Raw genomic sequence first — 25,507 nt, 5'->3', positions numbered from 1 at the left:
CTTTTTTTTAATCAAAATTTTGTCCATTGATGATAACAAATCAGACTGAAAGATTGAATTTTGCCTCTACGAAAAACATTCCTGATTATCCGGATTTTCTAGATGTTCAGGTTAAATCATTTAAAGATTTTTTTCAATTAGAAACTAAATCTGACGAAAGAGGCGACGAAGGGTTATACAATACCTTCATGGAAAACTTTCCAATTACAGATACAAGAAACAACTTTGTTTTGGAATTCCTTGATTACTTTGTAGATCCACCACGTTACACCATTCAAGAATGTATAGAAAGAGGTCTTACGTATAGTGTGCCTTTGAAAGCTAGGCTAAAACTGTATTGTACAGATCCTGAACACGAAGATTTTGAAACTATTGTGCAAGATGTTTATCTTGGAACAATACCTTACATGACACCAAGTGGTACTTTTGTTATCAATGGAGCTGAACGTGTTGTAGTTTCTCAATTACACCGTTCTCTGGGTGTTTTCTTTGGGCAGTCCTTCCATGCAAATGGAACAAAATTATATTCTGCGAGAGTTATCCCTTTTAAAGGATCTTGGATAGAATTTTCTACCGATATCAACAGCGTAATGTATGCGTATATCGATAGAAAGAAAAAATTACCGGTTACAACTTTATTCCGTGCAATTGGTTTCGAAAGAGATAAGGACATCCTTGAAATTTTCGACCTTGCTGAAGAAATTAAAGTTTCAAAAACAGGTCTTAAAAAATATATTGGAAGAAAACTTGCTGCGCGTGTATTGAACACTTGGCATGAGGATTTCGTTGATGAGGATACAGGAGAGGTTGTTTCTATCGAGCGTAATGAGATTATCCTTGATCGTGATACTATTATCGACAAAGATAATGTGGAAGAAATAATTGATTCAAACGTTAAGTCTATTTTGTTGCACAAAGAAGATAATAACGCTGTTGATTATTCTATCATTCATAATACATTACAAAAAGACCCAACAAACTCTGAAAAAGAAGCTGTTGAGCATATCTACAGACAATTGCGTAACGCAGAACCGCCTGATGAAGAAACTGCTCGTGGTATTATCGATAAATTGTTCTTCTCTGACCAACGTTATAACTTAGGTGAAGTAGGTCGTTATAGAATTAATAAAAAATTGGGTCTTGATACTCCAATGGAAAAGCAAGTGCTTACCAAAGAAGATATCATTACTATCGTTAAATATTTGATCGAGTTGATTAACTCAAAAGCTGAGATTGATGATATTGACCACTTGTCTAACCGTCGTGTTAGAACAGTTGGAGAACAATTGTCTCAACAATTTGGTGTTGGTTTGGCTCGTATGGCTAGAACCATTCGTGAGAGAATGAACGTTAGGGATAATGAGGTGTTTACACCAATTGATTTGATTAATGCTAAAACATTATCATCAGTTATCAACTCTTTCTTTGGAACAAACCAGTTATCTCAATTTATGGATCAAACGAATCCATTGGCTGAGATTACACACAAAAGAAGATTATCTGCACTTGGACCAGGTGGACTTTCGAGAGAAAGAGCCGGATTTGAGGTTCGTGACGTTCACTACACGCACTACGGGCGTTTATGTCCAATTGAAACACCAGAGGGACCAAACATTGGTTTGATTTCTTCTCTTGGAGTTTATGCGAAAGTAAACGGAATGGGATTCATTGAAACACCTTACCGTAAAGTAGACAATGGTGTTGTAGATTTAGAATCTACTCCTATATATTTAAGTGCTGAAGAAGAAGAAGGAAAAATGATTGCTCAGGCAAACATTGAAATGGATGCTTCTGGTAAAATTACAGCTAGCAATGTTATTGCTCGTGAGGAAGGTGATTTCCCTGTTGTTGAACCATCTGCAGTACATTATACAGACGTTGCTCCTAACCAGATTGCTTCTATTTCGGCATCTTTGATTCCTTTCTTAGAGCATGATGATGCGAACCGTGCGTTGATGGGATCGAACATGATGCGTCAGGCTGTACCATTAATACGTCCTGAAGCTCCAATTGTTGGTACCGGTTTAGAGCGTCAAGTGGCTTCAGATTCTAGAGTATTGATTAATGCTGAGGGACATGGAGTTGTAGAATATGTTGATGCTAATATCATTACCATCAAATATGATCGTTCTGAAGAAGAAAGAATGGTGAGTTTTGACGCTGATGAGAAAACATATAATTTAATTAAATTTAGAAAAACCAATCAAGGAACAAGTATCAACTTGAAACCTATCGTAAGAAAAGGTGACAGAGTGATTCCTGGTCAAGTATTATCTGAAGGATATGCGACTCAAAATGGAGAATTGGCTTTAGGTAGAAACCTTAAAGTTGCGTTTATGCCATGGAAAGGGTACAACTTCGAGGATGCGATTGTAATTTCTGAAAAAGTAGTTCGTGACGATATCTTTACTTCAATTCACGTAGACGATTACTCATTAGAGGTAAGAGATACTAAATTAGGTAACGAAGAGTTAACAAATGATATACCAAACGTTTCTGAAGAAGCTACTAAAGATTTGGATGAAAACGGTATGATTAGAATTGGTGCCGAGGTTAAACCTGGTGATATTCTTATCGGTAAAATTACTCCAAAAGGAGAATCCGATCCTACTCCGGAAGAGAAATTGCTTCGTGCAATCTTCGGGGACAAAGCAGGTGATGTAAAAGATGCTTCATTGAAAGCTTCTCCTTCTTTACATGGTGTGGTTTTAGACAAAAAATTATTTGCAAGAGCGGTAAAAGACAAACGTAAACGTACTCAGGACAAAGATGCTTTAGGAGCACTTGAAATGGAATTTGAAGTGAAGTTTGTTGAGCTTAAAGATAGATTGATTGAGAAACTTTTCAACATCGTAAACGGAAAAACTTCTCAAGGTGTAATGAATGATTTGGGTGAAGAAGTTTTACCAAAAGGTAAAAAATATACTCAAAAAATGCTTTATGCTGTTGAAGATTTTGCTCACTTAAGTAAAGGTCAATGGGTTGCTGATGATGCAACAAATACTATGGTAAATGATTTGATTCATAACTATAAAATTAAATTGAACGATTTACAAGGTGCTTTACGTAGAGAGAAATTTACAATTACTGTTGGAGATGAATTACCATCAGGAATCTTGAAATTAGCTAAAGTATACATTGCTAAAAAACGTAAGTTGAAAGTAGGGGATAAAATGGCGGGACGTCACGGTAACAAAGGTATTGTTGCACGTATCGTTCGTCATGAAGATATGCCTTTCTTGGAAGACGGAACACCAGTTGATATTGTGTTGAACCCACTTGGGGTACCTTCACGTATGAACATCGGACAAATTTATGAGACTGTTTTAGGATGGGCTGGAATGAACTTGGGTAGAAAATTTGCTACTCCAATTTTTGATGGTGCTTCTTTAGACGAGATCAATGCTTTGACTGATGAAGCTGGAGTACCACGTTTTGGACATACTCACCTTTATGATGGAGGTACAGGAGAACGTTTCCACCAAGCTGCGACAGTTGGAGTTATCTATATGCTGAAATTAGGACATATGGTTGACGATAAGATGCACGCACGTTCTATCGGTCCATACTCGTTGATTACTCAACAGCCACTTGGAGGTAAAGCTCAATTTGGAGGTCAGCGTTTTGGAGAGATGGAGGTTTGGGCACTTGAAGCTTATGGAGCATCAAGTACTCTTCGTGAAATCTTGACTGTTAAATCGGATGACGTTATTGGTAGAGCTAAATCTTACGAGGCAATCGTAAAAGGTGAAACCATGCCAGAACCAGGATTACCTGAATCATTCAATGTATTAATGCATGAATTGAAAGGTCTTGGTCTTGACCTTCGTTTAGAAGAATAAATTATTCATGATAGAGACGTTGCGGTGCAACGTCTCTATTTAAATTTCATAAGAGTTTTTAAGGATTTAGCCCCGTAACCCGTTCCGATTTTTTATAAAATTTCAAAAGATTTTATAACTAGCACTTCAAATTTGAGTTTGAAGTTTAGAGAAGTAATCCGAGGTGTAGAGACGTTGCAGTGCAACGTTTGTACAAAATCAATTTTTAATTGCAAATAAATCAATAGTAAAAACTATGATAAATAACAGAAATAATAAAGAAAAGAATACTGTAAAAAGATTCGACAAAATTTCGATAGGATTGGCTTCTCCTGAATCTATCTTGAAAGAATCAAGAGGTGAAGTGTTGAAACCTGAAACTATCAACTATAGAACTCACAAACCTGAGCGTGACGGGCTTTTCTGCGAAAGAATTTTTGGACCGGTAAAAGATTTCGAATGTGCTTGCGGTAAATATAAAAGAATACGTTACAAAGGTATCATTTGTGACCGTTGTGGTGTTGAAGTTACGGAAAAGAAAGTACGTCGTGATAGAGTAGGACACATCAACCTTGTTGTGCCTATTGCTCACATCTGGTACTTCCGTTCCCTTCCAAATAAAATTGGTTATATTTTAGGTCTTCCATCTAAGAAATTGGATATGATTATCTATTATGAAAGATATGTGGTTATTCAGCCAGGTATTGCCAAAAATGCAGATGGAGAATCTATTGAAAGATTAGATTTCTTAACTGAAGAAGAATATTTGAATATTTTGGATACTCTTCCTGCGGATAACCAATATTTAGATGATTTTGATCCTAATAAATTTGTTGCCAAAATGGGAGCAGAGTGTATTATGGATTTATTGGCTCGTATTGATCTTGACGAATTGTCATACGATTTAAGACATAAAGCCAATAACGAAACATCTAAACAGCGTAAGACTGAAGCGTTAAAGAGATTACAAGTTGTGGAATCTTTCCGTGAGTCAACTTTGAACAGAGAAAATCGCCCTGAGTGGATGATCATGAAAGTAATTCCGGTTATTCCACCAGAATTGCGTCCTCTTGTACCGCTTGATGGAGGTCGTTTCGCAACTTCGGATTTGAATGATTTATACCGTCGTGTAATCATCCGTAACAACCGTTTGAAAAGATTAATCGAGATTAAAGCTCCTGAAGTAATCCTTCGTAACGAAAAACGTATGTTGCAGGAATCTGTAGATTCACTTTTCGATAATACTCGTAAAGCTTCTGCGGTAAAAACGGAATCAAACAGACCTTTGAAATCATTATCTGATTCGTTAAAAGGTAAACAAGGTCGTTTCCGTCAAAACTTACTTGGAAAACGTGTGGATTATTCTGCTCGTTCGGTAATTGTCGTTGGACCAGAGTTGAAATTGTTTGAGTGTGGTTTGCCAAAAGATATGGCAGCTGAATTATACAAACCTTTCGTTATCCGTAAATTGATCGAAAGAGGAATTGTAAAAACAGTAAAATCTGCTAAGAAAATAATCGACAAAAAAGAGCCAGTAGTTTGGGATATCCTAGAAAATGTAATCAAAGGACATCCAGTATTACTAAACCGTGCTCCCACTTTGCACAGATTAGGTATCCAGGCATTCCAGCCAAAATTGATTGAAGGTAAAGCGATTCAATTACACCCATTAGTGTGTACGGCGTTTAACGCGGATTTTGACGGGGATCAGATGGCGGTTCACTTGCCATTAGGGCCAGAGGCTATTTTGGAGGCTCAATTATTAATGTTGGCTTCTCACAATATCTTGAACCCTGCAAATGGTGCTCCAATTACGGTACCTTCTCAGGACATGGTTTTGGGTCTTTATTATATGACTAAAGAGCGTTTGTCTACACCAGAGAAAACTATTTTAGGAGAAGGAATTACATTCTATTCTGCTGAAGAGGTAAATATCGCATTAAATGAAGGAAGATTGGAATTGAATGCTCGTGTAAAAATCAGAGCAAAAGATTTTAATGAAAATGGAGAATTGGTTTACCAAATTATCCAAACAACTGCTGGACGTGTATTATTTAATGAAGTAGTGCCGGAAGCAGCTGGATATATCAATGACGTATTGACTAAGAAAAACTTAAGAGACATTATCGGACACGTATTGAGTTCGACTAGTGTACCTGAAACAGCAGCTTTCTTGGACAATATGAAAGATATGGGTTATAAATTCGCTTTCAAAGGAGGATTGTCATTCTCTCTTGGTGATATTAGAATCCCAGAACAAAAACCAAAATTAATTGCAGATGCCAGAGAACAAGTTGAAGGTATTTCTGCTAACTATAACATGGGTCTTATTACCAATAACGAGCGTTACAACCAAGTTATTGACGTATGGACTTCAGCAAATGCTCAATTGACAGAGTTGGCAATGAAAAACATTAGAGAAGACCAACAAGGTTTCAACTCTGTGTATATGATGCTTGACTCCGGGGCGAGGGGTTCTAAAGAACAGATCCGTCAGTTAACTGGTATGCGTGGTTTGATGGCTAAGCCTAAAAAATCTACTGCTGGTGGTGGTGAAATTATTGAAAACCCGATTCTTTCTAACTTTAAGGAAGGTCTTTCGATCCTTGAGTACTTTATCTCTACTCACGGTGCTCGTAAAGGTCTTGCGGATACGGCTCTTAAAACTGCCGATGCTGGATACTTGACCAGAAGGTTGCATGACGTTTCTCAAGATGTTATTGTTAATCTTGAGGATTGTGGTACTCTTAGAGGTATTGAAGTTTCTGCTTTGAAGAAAAATGAGGAGATCGTTGAATCATTAGGAGAAAGAATCTTAGGACGTGTTGCATTGCAAGATGTAATTAATCCATTGACAAGTGAGATTTTAGTTCATGCTGGTGAGCAGATTACTGAGGCATTAGTAAAAGGTATCGAAGCTTCTCCAGTTGAGAAAGTTGAAGTACGTTCGCCATTAGTTTGTGAGGCTACAAAAGGTATTTGTGCTAAATGTTACGGTAGAAACTTGGCAACTGGTAAAATGACTCAAAGAGGTGAGGCTGTTGGTGTAATTGCTGCACAGTCTATTGGAGAGCCAGGTACACAGTTGACATTGCGTACTTTCCACGTTGGAGGGGTTGCAGGAGGTATCTCTGAAGAATCTAGTATCATTACACGTTTTGCAGGTAAATTAGAAATCGAAGATTTAAAAACTGTAAAAGGTGAAGACGGAGAGGGTAATGCAGTTGATATCGTAGTTTCTCGTTCTACTGAATTGAAATTGATTGACGAAAAAACAGGTATCTTATTAAGTACTCATAATATTCCTTACGGTTCAAGTATTTTTGTGAATGATGGTGAGTCAGTAGCAAAAGGTGCAGTAATCTGTAAATGGGATCCATATAACGGGGTTATTGTTTCTGAGTTCACTGGTAAAATTGCTTATGAAGATTTAGAGCAAGGACAATCGTTCATGGTTGAAATCGATGAGCAGACTGGTTTCCAGGAAAAAGTAATCTCAGAGGCAAGAAACAAAAAATTAATTCCAACTTTATTGGTTTATGGTAAAGAAGGAGAGTTGATACGTTCTTACAACTTGCCGGTGGGAGCTCACTTGATGGTAGAAAACGGAGAGAAAATCAAGGCTGGTAAAGTTTTGGTTAAAATTCCTCGCCGTTCTTCTAAATCTGGGGATATTACAGGAGGTTTACCAAGAATTACAGAGTTGTTAGAGGCTCGTAATCCTTCAAACCCAGCTGTAGTTTCTGAGATTGATGGTGTTGTTACTTTTGGTAAAATTAAAAGAGGTAACCGCGAAATCATCATTGAATCTAAATTTGGTGATGTTAGAAAATACTTGGTTAAATTATCAAGCCAGATTTTAGTTCAAGAGAATGACTTCGTTAGAGCGGGTGTGCCATTGTCTGATGGAGCAATTACTCCAGATGATATTTTGAGAATTCAGGGACCTGCTGCTGTTCAGCAGTATTTGGTAAATGAAATTCAAGAGGTGTACCGTCTTCAAGGGGTAAAAATCAATGACAAGCACTTTGAGGTAGTAATACGTCAGATGATGCGTAAGGTTAGAGTTGAAGATCCAGGAGATACTTTGTTCTTAGAAGATCAATTAATTCATACCAAAGATTTTATCGTTGAAAATGATAAATTGTACGGAATGAAAGTGGTTGAAGATGCTGGGGATTCAAGTGTTTTAAAACCAGGTCAGATTATAACTCCACGTCAATTACGTGATGAAAATTCATTATTGAAACGTACGGATAAAAATCTTGTTGTTGCACGTGATGTAATTACAGCTACTGCAACACCAGTTTTACAAGGTATTACAAGAGCTTCTCTTCAAACTAAATCATTTATTTCTGCTGCTTCTTTCCAGGAAACAACAAAAGTATTAAATGAAGCTGCTGTTGCAGGTAAAGTTGATTTATTAGAAGGATTGAAAGAAAATGTAATTGTTGGTCATAGAATCCCTGCCGGTACAGGTATGAGAGAATATGATAATGCGATTGTAGGTTCTAGAGAAGACTATAATGATATGATGGCAAATAAAGAAGAGTATATTTATTAATTCTTTCCCCAATGCTCTCTCTCTGCGAAAACAGGGAGAGAGTATTGAATAATTTAAAATTTTATGAGCAATTCGAACCAACAGCAAGAACAGATTAATATTGAATTAGATGAAAAAATAGCTGAGGGAATTTATTCAAATTTAGCTATTATCAATCATTCTTCTTCTGAATTTGTATTAGATTTCGTTTGTATTATGCCTGGTGTTCCTAAGGCTAAAGTGAAATCCAGAATTGTTTTAACGCCTCAGCATGCTAAAAGATTGCTTAAAGCAATTGGTGAAAATGTTCATCGTTTTGAAGTAGCTCATGGTGAAATAAAAGAGGGTGAGCAAGCTCCGATTCCGCTGAATTTTGGTCCTGCGGGGCAAGCGTAATTTTATAATCAAAAGACTCCTTTATGGAGTCTTTTTTTTACTTTATAATGTTATCTTTTTGTTAGTTGTGTAATTGTTTATGCATTTCAACGATTTTATCTGTACTTTAACGACTATTTTTCCCTTCACTTAACTATTCCTTTACTTTCGCGATGAATTTAGTTTATATACTTTTATAAAGAGAGCGAAATGAATGACGTTTTTAGTATTGTGAAAAACAACAGCAATAAAATTTTTTTATTTATTGTTCTGTTTACTTTTTTTTCAAGTGCTAGTGCATTCGCACAAATTAAAAATTTAGAAGTTAGTACCGAAAATATATTAAATAACAATAATATAGTAATTGAAACCCCAGTAAAAGTATCCAGTTCTACATTGAACTCAAATGTGAATTTTATACTTTGGTTTATGGGAACAAAAGGAGATTTTGGAAAAACTTATTCAGATGATGGTATGTATTCTAAGAAAAGTTTTATGACATCTGGAAGAGAACCAAACCATTTGTTGGTTAAAACGCTTTTGAAAAAAGCGCTTAATATTAAATCTTGCTAGCGAGTATTTAAGGTTGAATTTAATTTGTATATATAAAAAACGCCAATTAAAATTGGCGTTTTTTTGTGTCTTTTTTTCTATTATTTTAATCAAATTCTGAAGTGAAAAATAATTTCACGCTTGGGTATTTGCTTTGAGTCATGTGAATTGTGAAATCAGAATCAGCTAAAAATACAAGTTGATTGTATTTATCCTTAGCTAAAAATTTCTGTTTAATACGGATAAATTCTTTAAATTCATCGTTTTTGGCATCATCAGGTTTTACCCAGCAGGCTTTGTGAACAGGGAAGTTTTCATAAGTACATTTAGCTCCATATTCATGTTCTAAACGATATTGAATGACTTCGTATTGTAATGCACCTACAGTTCCGATTACTTTTCTATTATTCATTTCCAAGGTAAATAACTGTGCAACACCTTCATCCATCAATTGATCTACGCCTTTGTCCAGCTGTTTGGCTTTCATAGGGTCAGCATTGTTAATGTATCTGAAGTGTTCCGGAGAGAAACTTGGTATTCCTTTGAAACTCATAACTTCTCCTTCGGTTAGGGTGTCGCCAATCTTGAAATTTCCAGTATCATGTAATCCAACGATGTCACCCGGATAGGAGATGTCTACAATTTCTTTTTTCTCGGCAAAAAAAGCATTTGGACTTGAAAACTTTAAGTTCTTTTTCTGGCGGACATGATAATACGGTTTGTTTCTTTCAAAAGTTCCAGAAACGATTTTTATAAAAGCTAATCTGTCTCTGTGTTTCGGATCCATATTGGCGTGTATTTTAAATACAAAACCAGACATTTTTTCTTCTTTTGGATCTACTAATCTTGTTTCGGAATCCTTTGGTCTAGGTGATGGGGCAATGCTTACAAAACAGTCTAGTAATTCACGAACTCCAAAGTTGTTTAATGCCGATCCAAAAAATACTGGCTGTAATTTACCGTCCAGATAATCCTGACGGTCAAATTTAGGATAAACTTCGTCTATTAATTCTAATTCTTCACGTAAGCGATCTGCAGGTTTTTGGCCTATTATTTTTTCTAATTCAGGGCTTTGAACATCAGAGAAAGCGATTGTTTCTTCAATGTTTTTACGGCTGTCACCACTAAATAGATTAATATTCTGCTCCCATAGATTATAAATTCCCTGGAAATCATAACCCATGCCAATTGGAAAACTAAGAGGTGTAACTGTTAGTCCAAGCTTTTGTTCAACTTCGTCCATTAAGTCAAAAGCATCTTTACCTTCTCTATCGAGTTTGTTAATGAATACGATAATTGGAATTTTTCGCATTCTGCAGACAGCAACCAGTTTTTCTGTCTGCTCTTCAACCCCTTTGGCGACATCTATTACTACAATAACACTGTCAACAGCTGTCAATGTTCTAAAAGTGTCTTCGGCAAAATCCTTGTGGCCCGGAGTGTCAAGTATGTTGATTTTTCTGTCTTTATAATTAAAAGCCAATACAGAAGTTGATACAGAAATTCCTCTCTGACGCTCAATCTCCATAAAGTCACTCGTGGCTCCTTTTTTAATTTTATTGCTTTTTACTGCACCAGCTTCTTGGATTGCACCTCCAAAAAGAAGTAATTTTTCGGTCAGTGTGGTTTTTCCGGCATCAGGATGTGAAATAATCCCAAAAGTGCGTCTTCTTTCTATTTCTTTTAAAAAACTCATAATTATATATCAATTGTCTGCAAAAGTACTATTTATAAATGCTATTTGAAAAAAAATATATAACGGTAAATGCGGGTCAATTGATTTTGAAATTACATATAAAAAAAGTTATGGATTTATGGGATCTTATACAAACAATAGAGGTATTTAAGGGAACTTAATAATTTTTTGTTAATAGTATTAAGGAAACTTGTTTAATGCATTCGAATTGTTATTTTTGTTCGTTATATGTTCGGTTAATTGTAAGTTTTTTGACAAATTATTGAGTTTGAATCATTCAAGATCAATGATGAACAGTTTGTTAGGTTTTAAAGGGCTGTATTTGATATAGATGCGTCTTTTGGAGCAAGTTTTTTTGAGATAATAATTATATAAAAAATAAAAAATGCCTTCAAAATTTTTACAAATGAAATTCATAACTAATAAAGTTGTGTTTACTTTTTTTCTTTTGTTTTCTGTTTTAACTTTTGTAAATGCCCAAGAAATTATAAAAGACAGTGTTGTTGCAGTGGCCAAAGCTGATGTGACTAGCGGCAAAAAGCTGAAAGTTGATGGAATAGTTGCAACTGTTGGAGATTATATTATTCTGGATTCTGATATAGATAAAGGTTTTTTGGAAATTAAAAGCCAAGGGGCATCAACAGCAGATGTTACAAGATGCCAGGTTTTAGGGACTTTGCTGGAGCAAAAATTGTATGCTCATCAAGCTGTTCAAGATAGTATTATAGTGAGTGATGCGGAAGTAAAAGGGATGATGGACGAAAGGCTGAGTTATATGCTGCAGCAAGTTGGAACAATGGAAAAACTGGTGCAGTATTATCAAAAAGACTCTGAAGAGGAATTCAGAACCTATTTCTTTGATGTATTGAAAGAACAGAAACTTACTAGTGAAATGACCAAAAAAATAATCGAAAAGGTTGAAATTACTCCTGAGGAAGTTCGTGAATTCTTTAAAAAAATACCTGCAGCTGATCTGCCTGTTTTTGGTGCTGAACTTGAGGTTGCTCAAATTGCAATTAAGCCTAAAGTTACTGATGAAGATAAAAAAAGAATCATTGATAAGTTGAATGGTTTTAGGAAGGAGTGTATGGAAGGAGCCAGTTTTGCAACAAAGGCAGTTTTATATTCGGAAGATCCAGGGTCGAGCAAGAATGGTGGCTATTATAAAATGAACCGAAAAACTGCTTTTGTAAAAGAGTTCAAAGATGTTGCTTTTAGTCTTGCGGAAGGTGAAATATCTGAGCCTTTTGAAACCATATATGGTTATCATATTATTTATGTTGAAAAAATAAAAGGACAAGAGATTGAATTGAGGCATATATTGATGGCGCCTTCTGTTTCTCAGGAATCATTAAAAGAGGCCAAAGAAAAAATTGCTTTAATCAGAAAAAAGATATTGGACAAGGAAATTTCTTTTGCAGAAGCGGCAAGAACCATGTCTGATGAAATAGAAACAAGAGCTAATGGCGGAGCTTTGATAAATCCTAAAACCCAAGATACCCATTTTGAATTGACAAACATGGATCCTTCTATATATAGACAGGTTTCTAATTTGAAAGACAATGAAATTTCGATGCCATCTCTGGAGGATAAAGAAGGAAAGAAATATTATAAAATCATGACAGTAACGAATAGAATCGATTCGCATACTGCAGATTATGCTAAGGATTATATTAAAATTAAAGATCTAGCATTAAAAGAAAAACAAATCAAGGCTATTGCCAAATGGTTTGATGCAAAAATAAAAGATACTTATATTAAGATCGTAGAGGAATACAAAGATTGTCCTTTTACTAATAATTGGGTAAAAAAATAATTTTCAATAAATAAAAGAGTTAGTTTTATGTTTTCATGATTCTAACTCTTTTTTAATTAAAAAAAAATATAAAATGTCTGATGTAGCAGCAATTCAAGATTTAGTTCAAAAACGCAATGAATTAAAAAAAGAAATATCCAAAATTATAGTAGGCCAAGAAGCTGTTGTCGATCAGATTTTGCTATGTATTTTTTCTGGAGGCCATGCCTTATTAGTTGGAGTGCCAGGTCTTGCTAAGACTTTGCTGGTGAATACTTTAGCCCAGGCGTTAGGTTTGGATTTTAAAAGAATTCAATTTACGCCAGATTTAATGCCTTCGGATATATTAGGGAGTGAAATACTGGACGAAAACCGACAGTTTAAATTTATAAAAGGCCCCATATTTTCTAATATTATTCTGGCAGACGAAATCAATAGGACACCGCCCAAAACCCAAGCTGCGCTGTTAGAAGCTATGCAGGAGCGTTCCGTTACAATAGCAGGTGCTAATCATAAATTGAGTTTGCCTTATTTTGTACTGGCTACGCAAAATCCTATTGAGCAAGAAGGGACTTATCCTCTGCCAGAAGCGCAATTAGACCGGTTTATGTTTGCTATAAAATTAGAATACCCTTCTTTTGCAGAAGAAGTGCAGGTGGTAAAACAAACCACAGCAGATTCTGCTGTAAAAATAAACGCATTGTTTACTGGTCAGGAGATTATCGATTTCCAGCATTTAATCCGTCGTATTCCAGTTGCAGATAATGTGGTGGAATATGCTGTGACGTTAGTGAGTAAAACCCGCCCTGATAATGTTCTTTCGAATGAATTTGTGAAAAATTATCTTGATTGGGGAGCTGGTCCAAGGGCTTCGCAAAATTTAATTTTGGCAGCAAAAGCACATGCCGCATTTCATGGTAAGTTTTCTCCGGATATACATGATGTAAAAGCAGTAGCGATAGGTATTTTGCGTCACAGAATTATTAAAAACTACAAAGCTGATGCAGAAGGAATTTCTGAGGAAATGATAATTGAAAAGCTGATTTAAAAGATAAAAATAAGAAATTATTGAAAAGTGTTGTATTCTGGTAGGGATGTGACACTTTTTTGTTTAACAATAGTTTTTATTTTTGTTAAAATCAAAATTCAAATTGTGAATTGTGTAAATATGACACTTGAAATATGCTTATTTCTCAATTTAAGGCGGTCAAATTTCTAATTTTGCAATAATATTTTTTTAAAATTCTGAGTACATTAAATTCTTTTAAACTCTCATCTTTAATTATTAAATTTGCGAGACAAAAAAAACAAAACATTTATTATAAAGGGCTTTTTTTTTGAAATAATCAAGAAAATAGGCCTCTAACATTGAAAAAAACTTCTATTATGAATATTTATAACGATTATCTCAAAGAAATCGAAGAAAGAAAAGGTCAAGGGTTACACCCGAAGCCAATTGATGGTGCTGAATTGCTAAGCGAAATTATTGCGCAAATTAAAGATGTAGATAACGTTTATAGAGAAGATTCTCTTAAGTTTTTTATTTACAATACTTTGCCTGGAACCACTAGTGCGGCTGGTGAGAAAGCTAAGTTTTTAAAAGAAATTATCCTTGGTGAATCTGAAGTAAAAGAGATTACCCCTGCTTTTGCCTTCGAATTATTGTCACATATGAAAGGAGGCCCGTCTATTGAAGTGCTTCTTGACTTGGCTTTGGGTAGTGATGCTTCAATTGCTAAACAGGCGGCAGAGGTTCTTAAAACTCAGGTTTTTCTATATGATGCTGATACAGATCGTTTAAAAGAAGCTTACAAAAGCGGTAATCCTATCGCAAAAGAAATACTGGAAAGCTACGCACAAGCTGAATTCTTCACAAAGCTGCCAGAGGTAGTTGAAGAAATTAAAGTGGTTACCTATATTGCTGGTGAGGGAGATATTTCTACAGATTTGCTTTCCCCAGGAAATCAGGCTCACTCACGTTCAGATCGTGAACTTCACGGTAAATGTATGATTACACCTCAGGCGCAAGAAGAGATTAAAGCTCTTCAGGCGCAGCATCCTGACAAATCAGTAATGCTGATTGCAGAAAAAGGAACTATGGGTGTTGGTTCATCGAGAATGTCTGGTGTAAATAACGTGGCTCTTTGGACAGGTAAACAAGCAAGTCCATATATTCCATTCGTAAATATTGCTCCAATTGTGGGTGGTACAAATGGTATTTCTCCAATCTTCCTGACGACTGTTGATGTTACCGGAGGTATTGGTCTTGACCTTAAAAACTGGGTAAAAAAGCTTGATGCAGATGGAAATCCTGTTCGTGATGCAAACGGTGATCCAATCTTGGAACAAGCTTATTCTGTTGCTACGGGTACTGTGCTTACAATAAATACAAAGAAGAAGAAATTATACAATGGCGATCAGGAGCTAATTGATATTTCGAAAGCTTTTACTCCCCAGAAAGTAGAATTCATTAAAGCTGGCGGGTCATATGCAATTGTATTTGGTAAAAAAATCCAGACATTCGCTGCAAAAACTTTAGGAATAGATGCACCGACTGTGTTTGCTCCATCAAAAGAGGTTTCACATGAAGGACAAGGCCTTACTGCAGTAGAAAAAATATTTAATAAAAATGCTGTTGGAACAACTCCGGGCAAAGTATTACACGCAGGTTCAGATGTTCGTGTAGAAGTAAATATCGTAGGTTCTCAGGATACGACTGGTCTTATGACTGCTCAGGAATTAGAGTCTATGGCAGCTACTGTGATTTCGCCAATTGTTGACGGTGCTTATCAATCAGGTTGTCATACTGCTTCGGTTTGGGACAAAAAAGCGCAGGCAAATATTCCGAAATTAATGAAATTCATGAACGATTTCGGTTTGATTACTGCTCGTGACCCAAAAGGTGTTTATCACTCAATGACAGACGTAATCCATAAAGTTCTTAACGACATTACAATTGATGAGTGGGCCATCATTATTGGTGGTGACTCTCATACAAGAATGTCTAAAGGTGTTGCTTTTGGTGCTGATTCAGGAACAGTAGCTCTTGCACTGGCTACAGGAGAGGCTTCTATGCCAATCCCGGAATCTGTAAAAGTGACTTTCAAAGGAGACATGAAAGGGTACATGGATTTCCGTGATGTAGTTCACGCTACACAAGCCCAGATGTTAAAGCAATTTGGTGGAGAAAATGTATTTCAGGGAAGAATTATCGAGGTGCACATTGGAACTCTTACAGCTGACCAGGCATTTACATTTACAGACTGGACTGCAGAGATGAAAGCGAAAGCTTCAATCTGTATTTCTGAAGACGATACTTTAATTGAATCATTGGAGATTGCTAAAGGCAGAATCCAGATTATGATCGATAAAGGTATGGATAATCACAGACAGGTTCTTCAGGGATTAATCAACAAGGCTGATAAGAGAATTGCAGAGATTAAATCAGGCGAGAAACCAGCTTTAACTCCTGATGCAAATGCTAAATATTATGCTGAAGTTGTTGTGGACCTTGATCAGATTGCAGAACCAATGATTGCTGATCCCGATGTAAACAATGCAGATGTTTCTAAACGATATACGCACGATACTATTAGACCTTTGTCTTTCTATGGTGGTGTAAAAAAAGTAGACCTTGGATTTATAGGTTCTTGTATGGTTCATAAAGGAGATATGAAAATCCTTGCCCAGATGCTTAAAAATGTTGAAGCACAAAATGGGAAAGTTGAATTTAATGCACCTCTTGTGGTAGCGCCTCCTACTTATAATATCGTAGATGAACTGAAAGCCGAAGGTGACTGGGAAGTTTTACAAAAATATTCAGGTTTCGAATTTGACGATAATGCTCCTAAAGGTGCAGCGCGTACAGAATATGAAAACATGTTGTATTTAGAGCGCCCGGGATGTAACCTTTGTATGGGTAACCAGGAAAAAGCAGCTAAAGGGGATACTGTTATGGCAACTTCTACACGTCTTTTCCAAGGGAGGGTTGTTGAAGATACTGAAGGTAAAAAAGGAGAGTCTCTGCTTTCGTCTACACCTGTTGTGGTTCTATCCACAATTTTAGGAAGAACTCCTACTATGGATGAGTATACGGCTGCAGTTGATGGTATTAACTTGACTAAGTTTGCTCCTTCTAATAAGCAATTGGTAATGTAATTGCATAAATTTTTTATATCATCTAAAAGCCTGAGTCTATGACTTGGGCTTTTTTTGTGCAGTTTACTCTATTTTTTTGTACCTTGTTATGTTTAAAATGAAATAGTAACATTATACAAATCTTATGGCTTTTGATATTGAAATGATTAAAAAAGTGTATGCCAACATGACTAGCCGTGTTGATGCTGCACGCGAGATAACAGGTCGTCCTCTTACTTTGACAGAAAAGATTTTATACAGCCATCTTTGGGATGGAACAGTTTCAAAAGCTTTTTCTCGAGGAGTTGATTATGTTGACTTTGCTCCAGATAGAGTTGCTTGTCAAGATGCAACGGCTCAAATGGCTTTGCTGCAGTTTATGCATGCTGGAAAATCAAAAGCAGCAGTTCCTACAACGGTTCATTGTGATCACCTGATTCAGGCAAAGGTGGGTGCTTCTGCAGATTTGGCTGTTGCAAATACTCAATCAAAAGAAGTTTTTGATTTCTTGTCCTCTGTTTCAAATAAATATGGAATTGGGTTCTGGAAACCAGGATCAGGAATTATTCATCAGATTGTTTTGGAAAATTATGCTTTTCCAGGAGGAATGATGATTGGTACCGATTCGCATACTGTAAATGCAGGCGGATTAGGGATGCTGGCTATTGGAGTTGGAGGTGCTGATGCTGTAGATGTAATGTCCGGAATGTCTTGGGAATTAAAGTTTCCTAAATTAATCGGAGTAAAATTGACTGGAAAATTATCCGGCTGGACAGCTCCGAAAGATGTGATCTTAAAAGTAGCTGATATTCTTACTGTAAAAGGAGGAACAGGTGCTATCGTTGAATATTTTGGCGAAGGAGCTACAAATATGTCCTGTACTGGAAAAGGAACAATCTGTAATATGGGTGCCGAAATAGGTGCTACAACATCTACATTTGGTTATGATGATTCTATGCGGAGATATCTTTCTGCAACAGGCCGTCAGGATGTAGTGGATGCTGCGGATAAAGTAGCTTCATATTTAACCGCAGATCCAGAAGTAAATGCTAATCCATCACAGTATTTTGATCAGCTTATTGAAATTAATTTATCCGAATTGGAACCGCATATCAACGGACCTTTCACACCAGACCGCGGAACACCAGTTTCTAAAATGAAAGAGGAAGCTGCTGCAAATGGATGGCCAATAAAAGTAGAATGGGGATTAATAGGTTCTTGTACCAACTCTTCGTACGAAGATATGGCACGTGCTGCTTCAATTGTGAATCAGGCTGTAGAACACGGAATAACTCCAAAAGCAGAATTTGGAATCAATCCAGGTTCGGAACAGATTCGTTACACCATCGAAAGAGACGGTATCATTGCCACTTTCGAAAAAATGGGGACAAAAGTATTTACAAACGCCTGCGGACCCTGTATAGGACAATGGGACAGAGCTGGTGCTGATAAAGGCGAAAAAAACACCATCGTTCACTCTTTTAATCGTAATTTTTCTAAAAGAGCGGATGGTAATCCAAACACCCATGCTTTTGTAACATCGCCGGAAATGGTTGCTGCATTGGCAATTTCAGGAAGATTAGATTTTAATCCATTAACTGATACTTTATTGAATGACAACGGCGAGGAAGTAAAATTGAATGCTCCTTATGGTGACGAATTGCCAAAAAGAGGTTTTGATGTAGAAGATGCAGGTTTTCAGGCACCGGCCGAAGACGGGTCGAATGTTCAGGTAAATGTTGACCCAGCTTCAGATCGTTTACAATTATTAGCACCGTTCGAAGCTTGGGACGGTAAAAATATTACTGGAGCTAAATTATTGATTAAAGCTTTCGGAAAATGTACTACAGACCATATTTCTATGGCAGGACCATGGCTTCGTTTCCGCGGGCATCTGGATAATATTTCTAACAATATGCTGATTGGTGCCATTAATGCATTCAATCAAAAAGCAAATTCAGTTAAAAATCAATTAACAGGCGAGTTTGATGCAGTTCCTGCAGTGGCTCGTGCTTACAAAGCAGCTGGTGTGCCTTCAATAGTTGTTGGGGATCACAATTACGGCGAAGGTTCTTCCCGTGAGCATGCCGCTATGGAGCCTCGCTTTTTGGGTGTAAAAGCAGTTCTGGTGAAATCATTTGCCCGTATCCACGAAACCAATCTTAAAAAACAAGGATTATTGGGATTGACTTTTGCTAACGAAGCAGATTATGATAAAATTCAGGAAGACGATACAATCAATTTCACAGATTTAGTTGATTTTGCACCAGGGAAACCATTAAGTCTGGAACTTGTTCACACAGATGGAAGCAAAGAAATAATTTTGGCTAATCATACTTATAATGAAGGGCAGATTGGCTGGTTCAAAGCAGGTTCTGCACTAAATTTGATTGCAGCTAACGCATAATCACTTACCAATATAATAATCAAAAAACTCTCAACGTTCTTGGGAGTTTTTTTTGATTAATTCATAATTAGGAGCTGAATCCTGCTCTCCTTTCAAGCTTGTTCATATCCTTGTTTTTTTATTGCAATAAAAGGAGCTTCCGCTGGTCGCTCTTTTATTTCAATAAAAAATGCAAGTCTATTTCACAAGGCTTTCCATTCCATCAGGGCTAAAAAAAAGCAGCAATTTTATTTAAAAACAGAACAGAAACTCAATAGATAAAATGAATTGTTGATCAAAGCTATGTGATTTTTTTTAAATTTTTTGCATGCCTCATAGCACACATATTTAGTTAAAAACATATATTTGTAATTCTTGATAAAATATCAGTTATTGAAGCGAAAAATATAGAAAAATAATAATTCGCCAAATAAGGCGTTTCTATTATGAGAATCGGATAAAAATTTAAAAAAGGAATGAAATATTTTAGAGTAGTTGTTTTAGCGCTTTTTTTCTGCAGCATTAGTGTATATTCGCAAGATAATAACATCAAGCACAGCATAGTAAAAGGGGAAACAATTTCCAGTATTGCTCAAAAATACAATGTTTCTATTGCATCCATTTACAAGCTGAATCCTAAAGCTAAAAAAACCTTACATCTTAATCAAATCTTATTAATTCCAAATTCTGAATCTAAAAAAGAAGCCATTTCCGAAAATTTAGTTTCAGAACAAACCACCGACATTAACCATCAGGTATTGGCTAAGGAAACATTATATGGGATAGCAAAGCAATTCAAAACAACAAAAGAATTACTATACAAAGCCAATCCAAAATTAGAAACTGAAGGCTTAAAAATAGGCCAGACTATTGTTGTGCCTTCAGGATTAAGCAAACAGGAGCTTGCCAATGCAGTAAACGCCAAGCCGCAAGAAACTATTGAAACATTGCAGCCAATCATGCATCAGGTAAAAGCGAAGGAATCTTTGTATGCTATTGCAAAACAATACGGAATTACATTAAAGCAATTGCAAAATGCAAACCCAAATATTGGCAAAAAAGGGCTGAGTATTGGGCAGTCCATCACCATTCCAAATGATGGAAAATTGACAGCAGGTGAAGTTGCCGCTGCTAATCAAACTGCTGTTGCTGATGACCAAATCATAAAAGCTAAAGAACTTCCTGTTGCAGAAAATAAATCGACAGCTCCTGCCGAAAGCAAAGTAAATGAAACTAAAATCGACTCTGATAAGAGCGTTGCCGAAATTATTCATGTAGTGGTAACAAAAGAAACTAAATATGGTATTGCAAAAAAATACGGCATCACTGTAGCTGATCTCGAAAAACAGAATCCTGCAATTCAGCAAAAGTTGGAAGTAGGTGCAAAATTAACTATTCGTGTTTCTGATAATTCAATTGCATTGCCTATAAAACAAGAAGAAACGGCAGTGGTTCAAGCTGAAAAAAAACTGGATAGTACAATTATAAAATTGCCACTTGCCAATGAAGATTTAATTAATCAATTGATACAGTCTGCATCAGATAAAATAGGAACACGATATAGAAGCGGAGGGACTTCGGCTGCAGGATTTGATTGTTCTGGCCTGATGTATTCCACCTTTGGAGCCTTTGATATAAAATTGCCAAGATCTTCAATAGAGCAGTCTTCTATAGGAGAAAAAATCAATAATGAAAATGCCCAGAAAGGAGACTTGATTTTTTTTAGAACCAACGGCAGAAGCCGAATCAATCATGTAGGAATGGTTATTGAAGTGGCTGCCGATGAGATTAAATTCATTCATTCCTCGACACATTCTGGAGTGATTATCTCATCGACTAAAGAACCTTATTATCAGCGGAATTTTGCACAGGTGAATCGTGTAATTAAATAGCTTTTAAAAATAAATTTATTAAAACTCTTAAGGAAACTTAGGAGTTTTTTTGTCTTTTATCTATACTCTTTTCTCTATTTTCTTTGTCTTTCAAATTTCCCAAAAAAGTATATCTTTAGCCAACCAAAAAAATAAACCAAAAAATGGAAGAAAACAAACCAGGAGAATTTAAAAGAGAACTCGGATTATTAGACGGAACTATGCTTGTCGTAGGATCTATGATAGGTTCTGGAATATTTATTGTGAGCTCGGATATGGTGCGCCAATTGGGTTCTGCTGGCTGGCTCATTGCAATGTGGGTACTTACCGGATTCATTACCGTGATCGCCGCCGTGAGTTATGGCGAGCTGAGTGCAATGTTTCCCAAAGCGGGCGGACAATATGTCTATGTAAAAGAAGCATACGGAAAACTGATTGGGTTTTTATACGGCTGGAGCTTTTTTGCGGTGATACAAACGGGTACAATAGCCGCTGTGGGTGTTGCTTTTTCGAAATTTACTGCTTATTTGTATCCTGTTGTCAGCGAAAAAAATATTATTTATGAAGTGGGTGATTTCAAGCTCAGTGCTGCTCAGATTGTTTCGATAATTACCATTATTTTATTGAGTTATATTAATAGCCGAGGGGTAAAAAACAGCAAAATTTTACAGACTGTCTTGACGGTTATTAAAATTGCTTCGATTTTCGGATTAATTATCTTCGGATTTCTAGCTGCTAAATCTGAGGTTTGGGATGCCAATTGGGCGAACGCCTGGACTTCTCAATCATTGGATGTTGAAGCAGGTTCTTGGCTTCCAATTAGCGGTGTAGCCTTAATTTCGGCAATGTCAGCGGCATTGGTGGGCTCATTGTTTTCGAGTGTGGCTTGGGAAGGCGTTACTTTTATAGCAGGCGAAATCAAAAATCCAAAACGCAATGTAGGATTGAGTTTGTTTCTGGGAACCCTGATTGTGAGCTGTATTTATATTTTAGCGAATGTGATGTATCTGGCGGTGGTTCCTCTGCAGGATATTGCTACGGCAGAATCGGATAGAGTGGCAGTTGTAGCATCCCAGAATATTTTCGGTAATATTGGAACCTTAATTATAGCCTTAATGATTATGATTTCTACTTTTGCCTGTAATAATGGTTTGATTATGTCGGGGGCAAGGGTTTATTATACGATGGCGCAGGATGGTTTGTTTTTTAAGAAAGCTGCAGCTCTTAATCATGCAAGCGTACCCGCTTGGGCATTATGGGTACAGTGTTTTTGGGCTTCCGCCTTATGTTTGACTGGGAGGTATGGTGATTTATTGGACTTCGTTGTAATTATCGTTTTGGTGTTTTACATCCTGACCATTTACGGAATTTTTATTCTTCGCAAAAAAATGCCAAATGCAGAAAGACCTTATAAGGCTTTTGGTTATCCTTTTCTGCCAGCACTTTACATTGTCATTGCTCTCGCCATTGGTATTGCACTTTTATATACAAAACCTGATACATGCGGCTGGGGAGTTTTTATAATGCTGATTGGAATTCCGATTTACTATATAACTAAACCGAAAGAGTAATATTCAGAACTCAGATAGCAGTCTTCAGAATATTCAGAAATTGGATCTCAAGTTGAAGTCTGCAGTTTTAAAATAGTTAAGCAAATCCGTCTCATGAATCGAGACGGATTTTTTTAAAACAGAAAACCCGTTTTGATAAACAAAACGGGTTCTTCTAGTGTAGTAAGCACTTATTTAATATTAACAAACTGCGTTTTCTAATACTAACTCTTCATTAAAAAGAAGATTCCAAGCTTCGGCTACTCCTTTGTAAAGGATTTTTCCGCTGGCTATGTTTAATCCTTTTTTTAGTTCTTCATTTTCAGCACATGCTTTCTGCCATCCTTTATTTGCTAATTGTAAAGCATAAGGCAAAGTAGCATTGGTAAGTGCAAGTGTTGAAGTATAGGGTACTGCGCCTGGCATATTGGCCACGCAGTAATGTACAATATCGTCAATAATAAATGTTGGGTTTTCGTGAGTTGTTGGAGTACAAGTCTCGATACATCCTCCCTGATCTACGGCTACATCAACAAGAACGGTTCCCGGACGCATAGATTTCAGCATGTCGCGTTTAATCAGATGCGGTGCTTTTGCACCTGGAATCAATACAGCTCCAATGATCAAATCCGTTTCAGTAATTGCTTTTCTGATGTTATATTCGTTAGACATCTGAGTTGTAACATTTGCAGGCATAATATCGTCCAATTGACGCAAACGCGGTAAACTCACATCCATAATAGTTACTTGAGCTCCTAAACCTGCGGCCATCTTTGCAGCTTGAGTTCCTACGATACCGCCGCCTAACACTAATACTTTTGCAGGAGGAACACCAGGAACACCGCCAAGAAGAATTCCTCTTCCTTTCAAAGGTTTTTCAAGGTATTTAGCGCCTTCCTGAATAGACATGCGTCCTGCAACTTCAGACATTGGAACTAATAATGGCAGGCTGCGGTCTGTTTTTTCAACAGTTTCATATGCCAGACAGATGGCTTGGCGCTCAATCATAGCATGAGTTAATGGCTCTGATGATGCAAAGTGGAAGTATGTGAAAAGTAACTGGTCTTTTTTGATAAGAGGATATTCTGAAGCGATTGGCTCTTTTACTTTGATAATCATTTCAGCAATTGCATAAACCTCTTCAATTGTCGGTAAAATAACAGCACCAGCGGCTTCATATTCTTCATTAGCAAAACCGCTTCCTTCGCCTGCTGCTGCCTGAATATAAACAGTATGGCCATTATTTTTCAGTTCAGCTGCACCTGCGGGAGTCAGTGCTACACGATTCTCGTTATTCTTAATTTCTTTTGGAACTCCAATTATCATAACTTATGTTTTAAATGATTGATTCAAGATTACATTACAAATTTAAGGGAGAAAGAAAATTTTTGTTCTGTTGATGTTGAAATAAGAAAATATTATTTTTATTTAGTATTTTTGCATAAAATAATTCTTTTTTGAAAGCTTTTTTTATTCCTAAAGAGAAAATTAATCGGATTGTTTTGTTATAAATCAATCTATAAAACTTGTTTTTTGTTATGAATTTAGATGAAAATGACAGAAAAATACTTCACCTCCTGCAGGAAGATGCCCATTTGACATTAAAAGATATTTCGAATCGTATAAATCTTTCGCTGACACCTGTTCATGACAGAGTTAAACGTCTTGAAAAAGAGGGGATTATAGAGCGGTATGTGTCTATTTTGAATAAGAAAAAACTAGGCAAAAACCTCACTGTTTACTGCCAGGTGACTTTGGTTAAACAGACTTATGATATTTCCGATAGCTTTAATCAGGCGATTTTGAATTTGCCCGAAGTAGTAGAATGTAATTTTGTTTCAGGCAGTTTTGATTATATGCTAAAGATTGTATTGCCCGATATGGAAAGTTATCATCATTTTCATCAGATGAAATTATCGATTCTGCCCGAAGTGTCTTTGATAAACAGTTTTTTTATTATTTCCGAAGTGAAGAGCACAACGGTTTTGCCTATCTAAGTTTTTTAGACTCTTTGATAATTAACAAAAATTAAAGCGTTTTTCCTGATCTATCCCGTTTGAAGTTGTGAATAACTTTACGATGTTTTTACATAGGAGTTGCTGTTAGGTAGCGTAACTTTTACATTTTTTTCTAATTCCAAGTTTTAAATATAGTTTGATTAACAGTTTCTTTGTCAGATGGCGGTGGTGGTGGCGGAGGAAATCTAACAATATGTTTTCCGTAATCTATATCTTTCGTGTAAGGAGAAAATTTTAATGATTTAATTATTTTCCTGAATTCAGCGGATATTTTATAGATATTAGTTGGGGCTTTCTTTCCATAAACGAATACAGAATCAAGTTTTTTTCCATTTTGTATCAATAATTTAAAGGCGTGTCTGTCTTGTACAGATGATTCAGAATATGATTCTTTTAAATTGGAAAAATCAATGTTGTCAACTAAAGAATCTATTTTTATTTTATGTTTTGTCTCATTTATAGCGAAAAATGATTTTTGATTAGGTAAATATTCTGTTAGAAATACTGTGTCATTGCAAGTTAATTTCAATGTATAAACTTCTTCTTCAGTTGCATCTGAATAAATGTACGTTTTCAAAGAATCACATTTTGCAGATTCCTTTTTATGGCAGCTTGCAAGTCCAATAGAAACTAAAATTAAAAAGTAAAATTTCTTCATTATCTGCAATTTTGGTGTTATGCGACCTAACGTCAGTCTGTGAAAAAACCTCCGTTTTAATTGCAAACAAATATAGTAAAATACTGTTGTTAAAACAGGAATTTT

The 25,507-nt window shown here is 36.2% G+C and carries 14 protein-coding genes; 11 read left to right on the top strand and 3 right to left on the bottom strand.

From position 1 onward, the window contains the following. The first annotated feature begins 29 nt into the window (after positions 1–29). The 4 genes from rpoB (at position 30) to ABEG11_RS06485 (ending at position 9,312) form a co-directional block, all read left to right on the top strand. On the top strand, positions 30–3,842 hold the full coding sequence (gene rpoB, locus ABEG11_RS06500) for a DNA-directed RNA polymerase subunit beta (protein WP_348823379.1): 3,813 nt from the start codon (positions 30–32) through the stop codon (positions 3,840–3,842). 235 nt (positions 3,843–4,077) lie between these two features. Beyond that, positions 4,078–8,385 (top strand): DNA-directed RNA polymerase subunit beta', encoded by a 4,308-nt coding sequence (rpoC, locus tag ABEG11_RS06495; protein ID WP_348823378.1) that lies wholly within the window; start codon positions 4,078–4,080, stop codon positions 8,383–8,385. A 63-nt stretch (positions 8,386–8,448) separates the two neighbouring features. Beyond that, positions 8,449–8,760, top strand: coding sequence for a DUF3467 domain-containing protein (locus ABEG11_RS06490; RefSeq protein ID WP_315157867.1), 312 nt, complete (start codon positions 8,449–8,451; stop codon positions 8,758–8,760). Positions 8,761–8,949: 189 nt separating this feature from the next. Continuing rightward, complete coding sequence (locus ABEG11_RS06485) at positions 8,950–9,312, top strand: hypothetical protein (protein WP_348823377.1); 363 nt, start codon at positions 8,950–8,952, stop codon at positions 9,310–9,312. Positions 9,313–9,397: 85 nt separating this feature from the next. On the opposite strand, the gene ABEG11_RS06480 is transcribed toward ABEG11_RS06485, so the two are convergent. Next, positions 9,398–10,987, bottom strand: a complete 1,590-nt coding sequence (locus ABEG11_RS06480; RefSeq protein WP_348823376.1) for a peptide chain release factor 3 — start codon at positions 10,985–10,987, stop codon at positions 9,398–9,400. A gap of 406 nt (positions 10,988–11,393) precedes the next feature. Here ABEG11_RS06480 and ABEG11_RS06475 point away from each other — a divergent pair, with 406 nt between their 5' ends. The 6 genes from ABEG11_RS06475 to ABEG11_RS06450 all read left to right on the top strand — a co-directional run bounded on the left by ABEG11_RS06475 (position 11,394) and on the right by ABEG11_RS06450 (position 22,747). Further along, complete coding sequence (locus ABEG11_RS06475; protein ID WP_435302834.1) at positions 11,394–12,803, top strand: peptidylprolyl isomerase; 1,410 nt, start codon at positions 11,394–11,396, stop codon at positions 12,801–12,803. Between the two features lie 73 nt (positions 12,804–12,876). Then, entirely contained in the window at positions 12,877–13,830 is a 954-nt protein-coding gene (locus tag ABEG11_RS06470; RefSeq protein ID WP_348823374.1) for an AAA family ATPase, read from the top strand. Between the two features lie 338 nt (positions 13,831–14,168). After that, positions 14,169–16,940, top strand: a complete 2,772-nt coding sequence (locus ABEG11_RS06465) for a bifunctional aconitate hydratase 2/2-methylisocitrate dehydratase (RefSeq protein WP_348823373.1) — start codon at positions 14,169–14,171, stop codon at positions 16,938–16,940. 124 nt (positions 16,941–17,064) lie between these two features. After that, a complete protein-coding gene (locus tag ABEG11_RS06460) occupies positions 17,065–19,326 on the top strand; it encodes an aconitate hydratase (RefSeq protein WP_348823372.1) in 2,262 nt (753 codons plus the stop codon). A gap of 455 nt (positions 19,327–19,781) precedes the next feature. Then, positions 19,782–21,197 (top strand): LysM peptidoglycan-binding domain-containing protein, encoded by a 1,416-nt coding sequence (locus ABEG11_RS06455; RefSeq protein ID WP_348823371.1) that lies wholly within the window; start codon positions 19,782–19,784, stop codon positions 21,195–21,197. Positions 21,198–21,340: 143 nt separating this feature from the next. Continuing rightward, positions 21,341–22,747, top strand: coding sequence for an APC family permease (locus tag ABEG11_RS06450; RefSeq protein WP_348823370.1), 1,407 nt, complete (start codon positions 21,341–21,343; stop codon positions 22,745–22,747). Positions 22,748–22,927: 180 nt separating this feature from the next. Here ABEG11_RS06450 and ald read toward each other — a convergent pair whose 3' ends face one another. Next, on the bottom strand, positions 22,928–24,052 hold the full coding sequence (gene ald, locus ABEG11_RS06445) for an alanine dehydrogenase (protein WP_348823369.1): 1,125 nt from the start codon (positions 24,050–24,052) through the stop codon (positions 22,928–22,930). Positions 24,053–24,264: 212 nt separating this feature from the next. Between ald and ABEG11_RS06440 the strand changes: the two genes are divergently transcribed. Next, the gene (locus ABEG11_RS06440; RefSeq protein ID WP_348823368.1) at positions 24,265–24,723 is read left to right on the top strand and encodes an Lrp/AsnC family transcriptional regulator; all 459 of its coding nucleotides are present in this window, start codon (positions 24,265–24,267) and stop codon (positions 24,721–24,723) included. 133 nt (positions 24,724–24,856) lie between these two features. Here the strand turns inward: ABEG11_RS06440 and ABEG11_RS06435 are convergent, their stop codons facing one another. Continuing rightward, complete coding sequence (locus tag ABEG11_RS06435; RefSeq protein ID WP_348823367.1) at positions 24,857–25,402, bottom strand: hypothetical protein; 546 nt, start codon at positions 25,400–25,402, stop codon at positions 24,857–24,859. Positions 25,403–25,507 lie beyond the last annotated feature (105 nt).

This window comes from Flavobacterium aestuarii (assembly GCF_040049115.1).
Classification (GTDB): domain Bacteria; phylum Bacteroidota; class Bacteroidia; order Flavobacteriales; family Flavobacteriaceae; genus Flavobacterium; species Flavobacterium aestuarii.
This window is presented reverse-complemented; position numbering and strand designations above follow the sequence as displayed.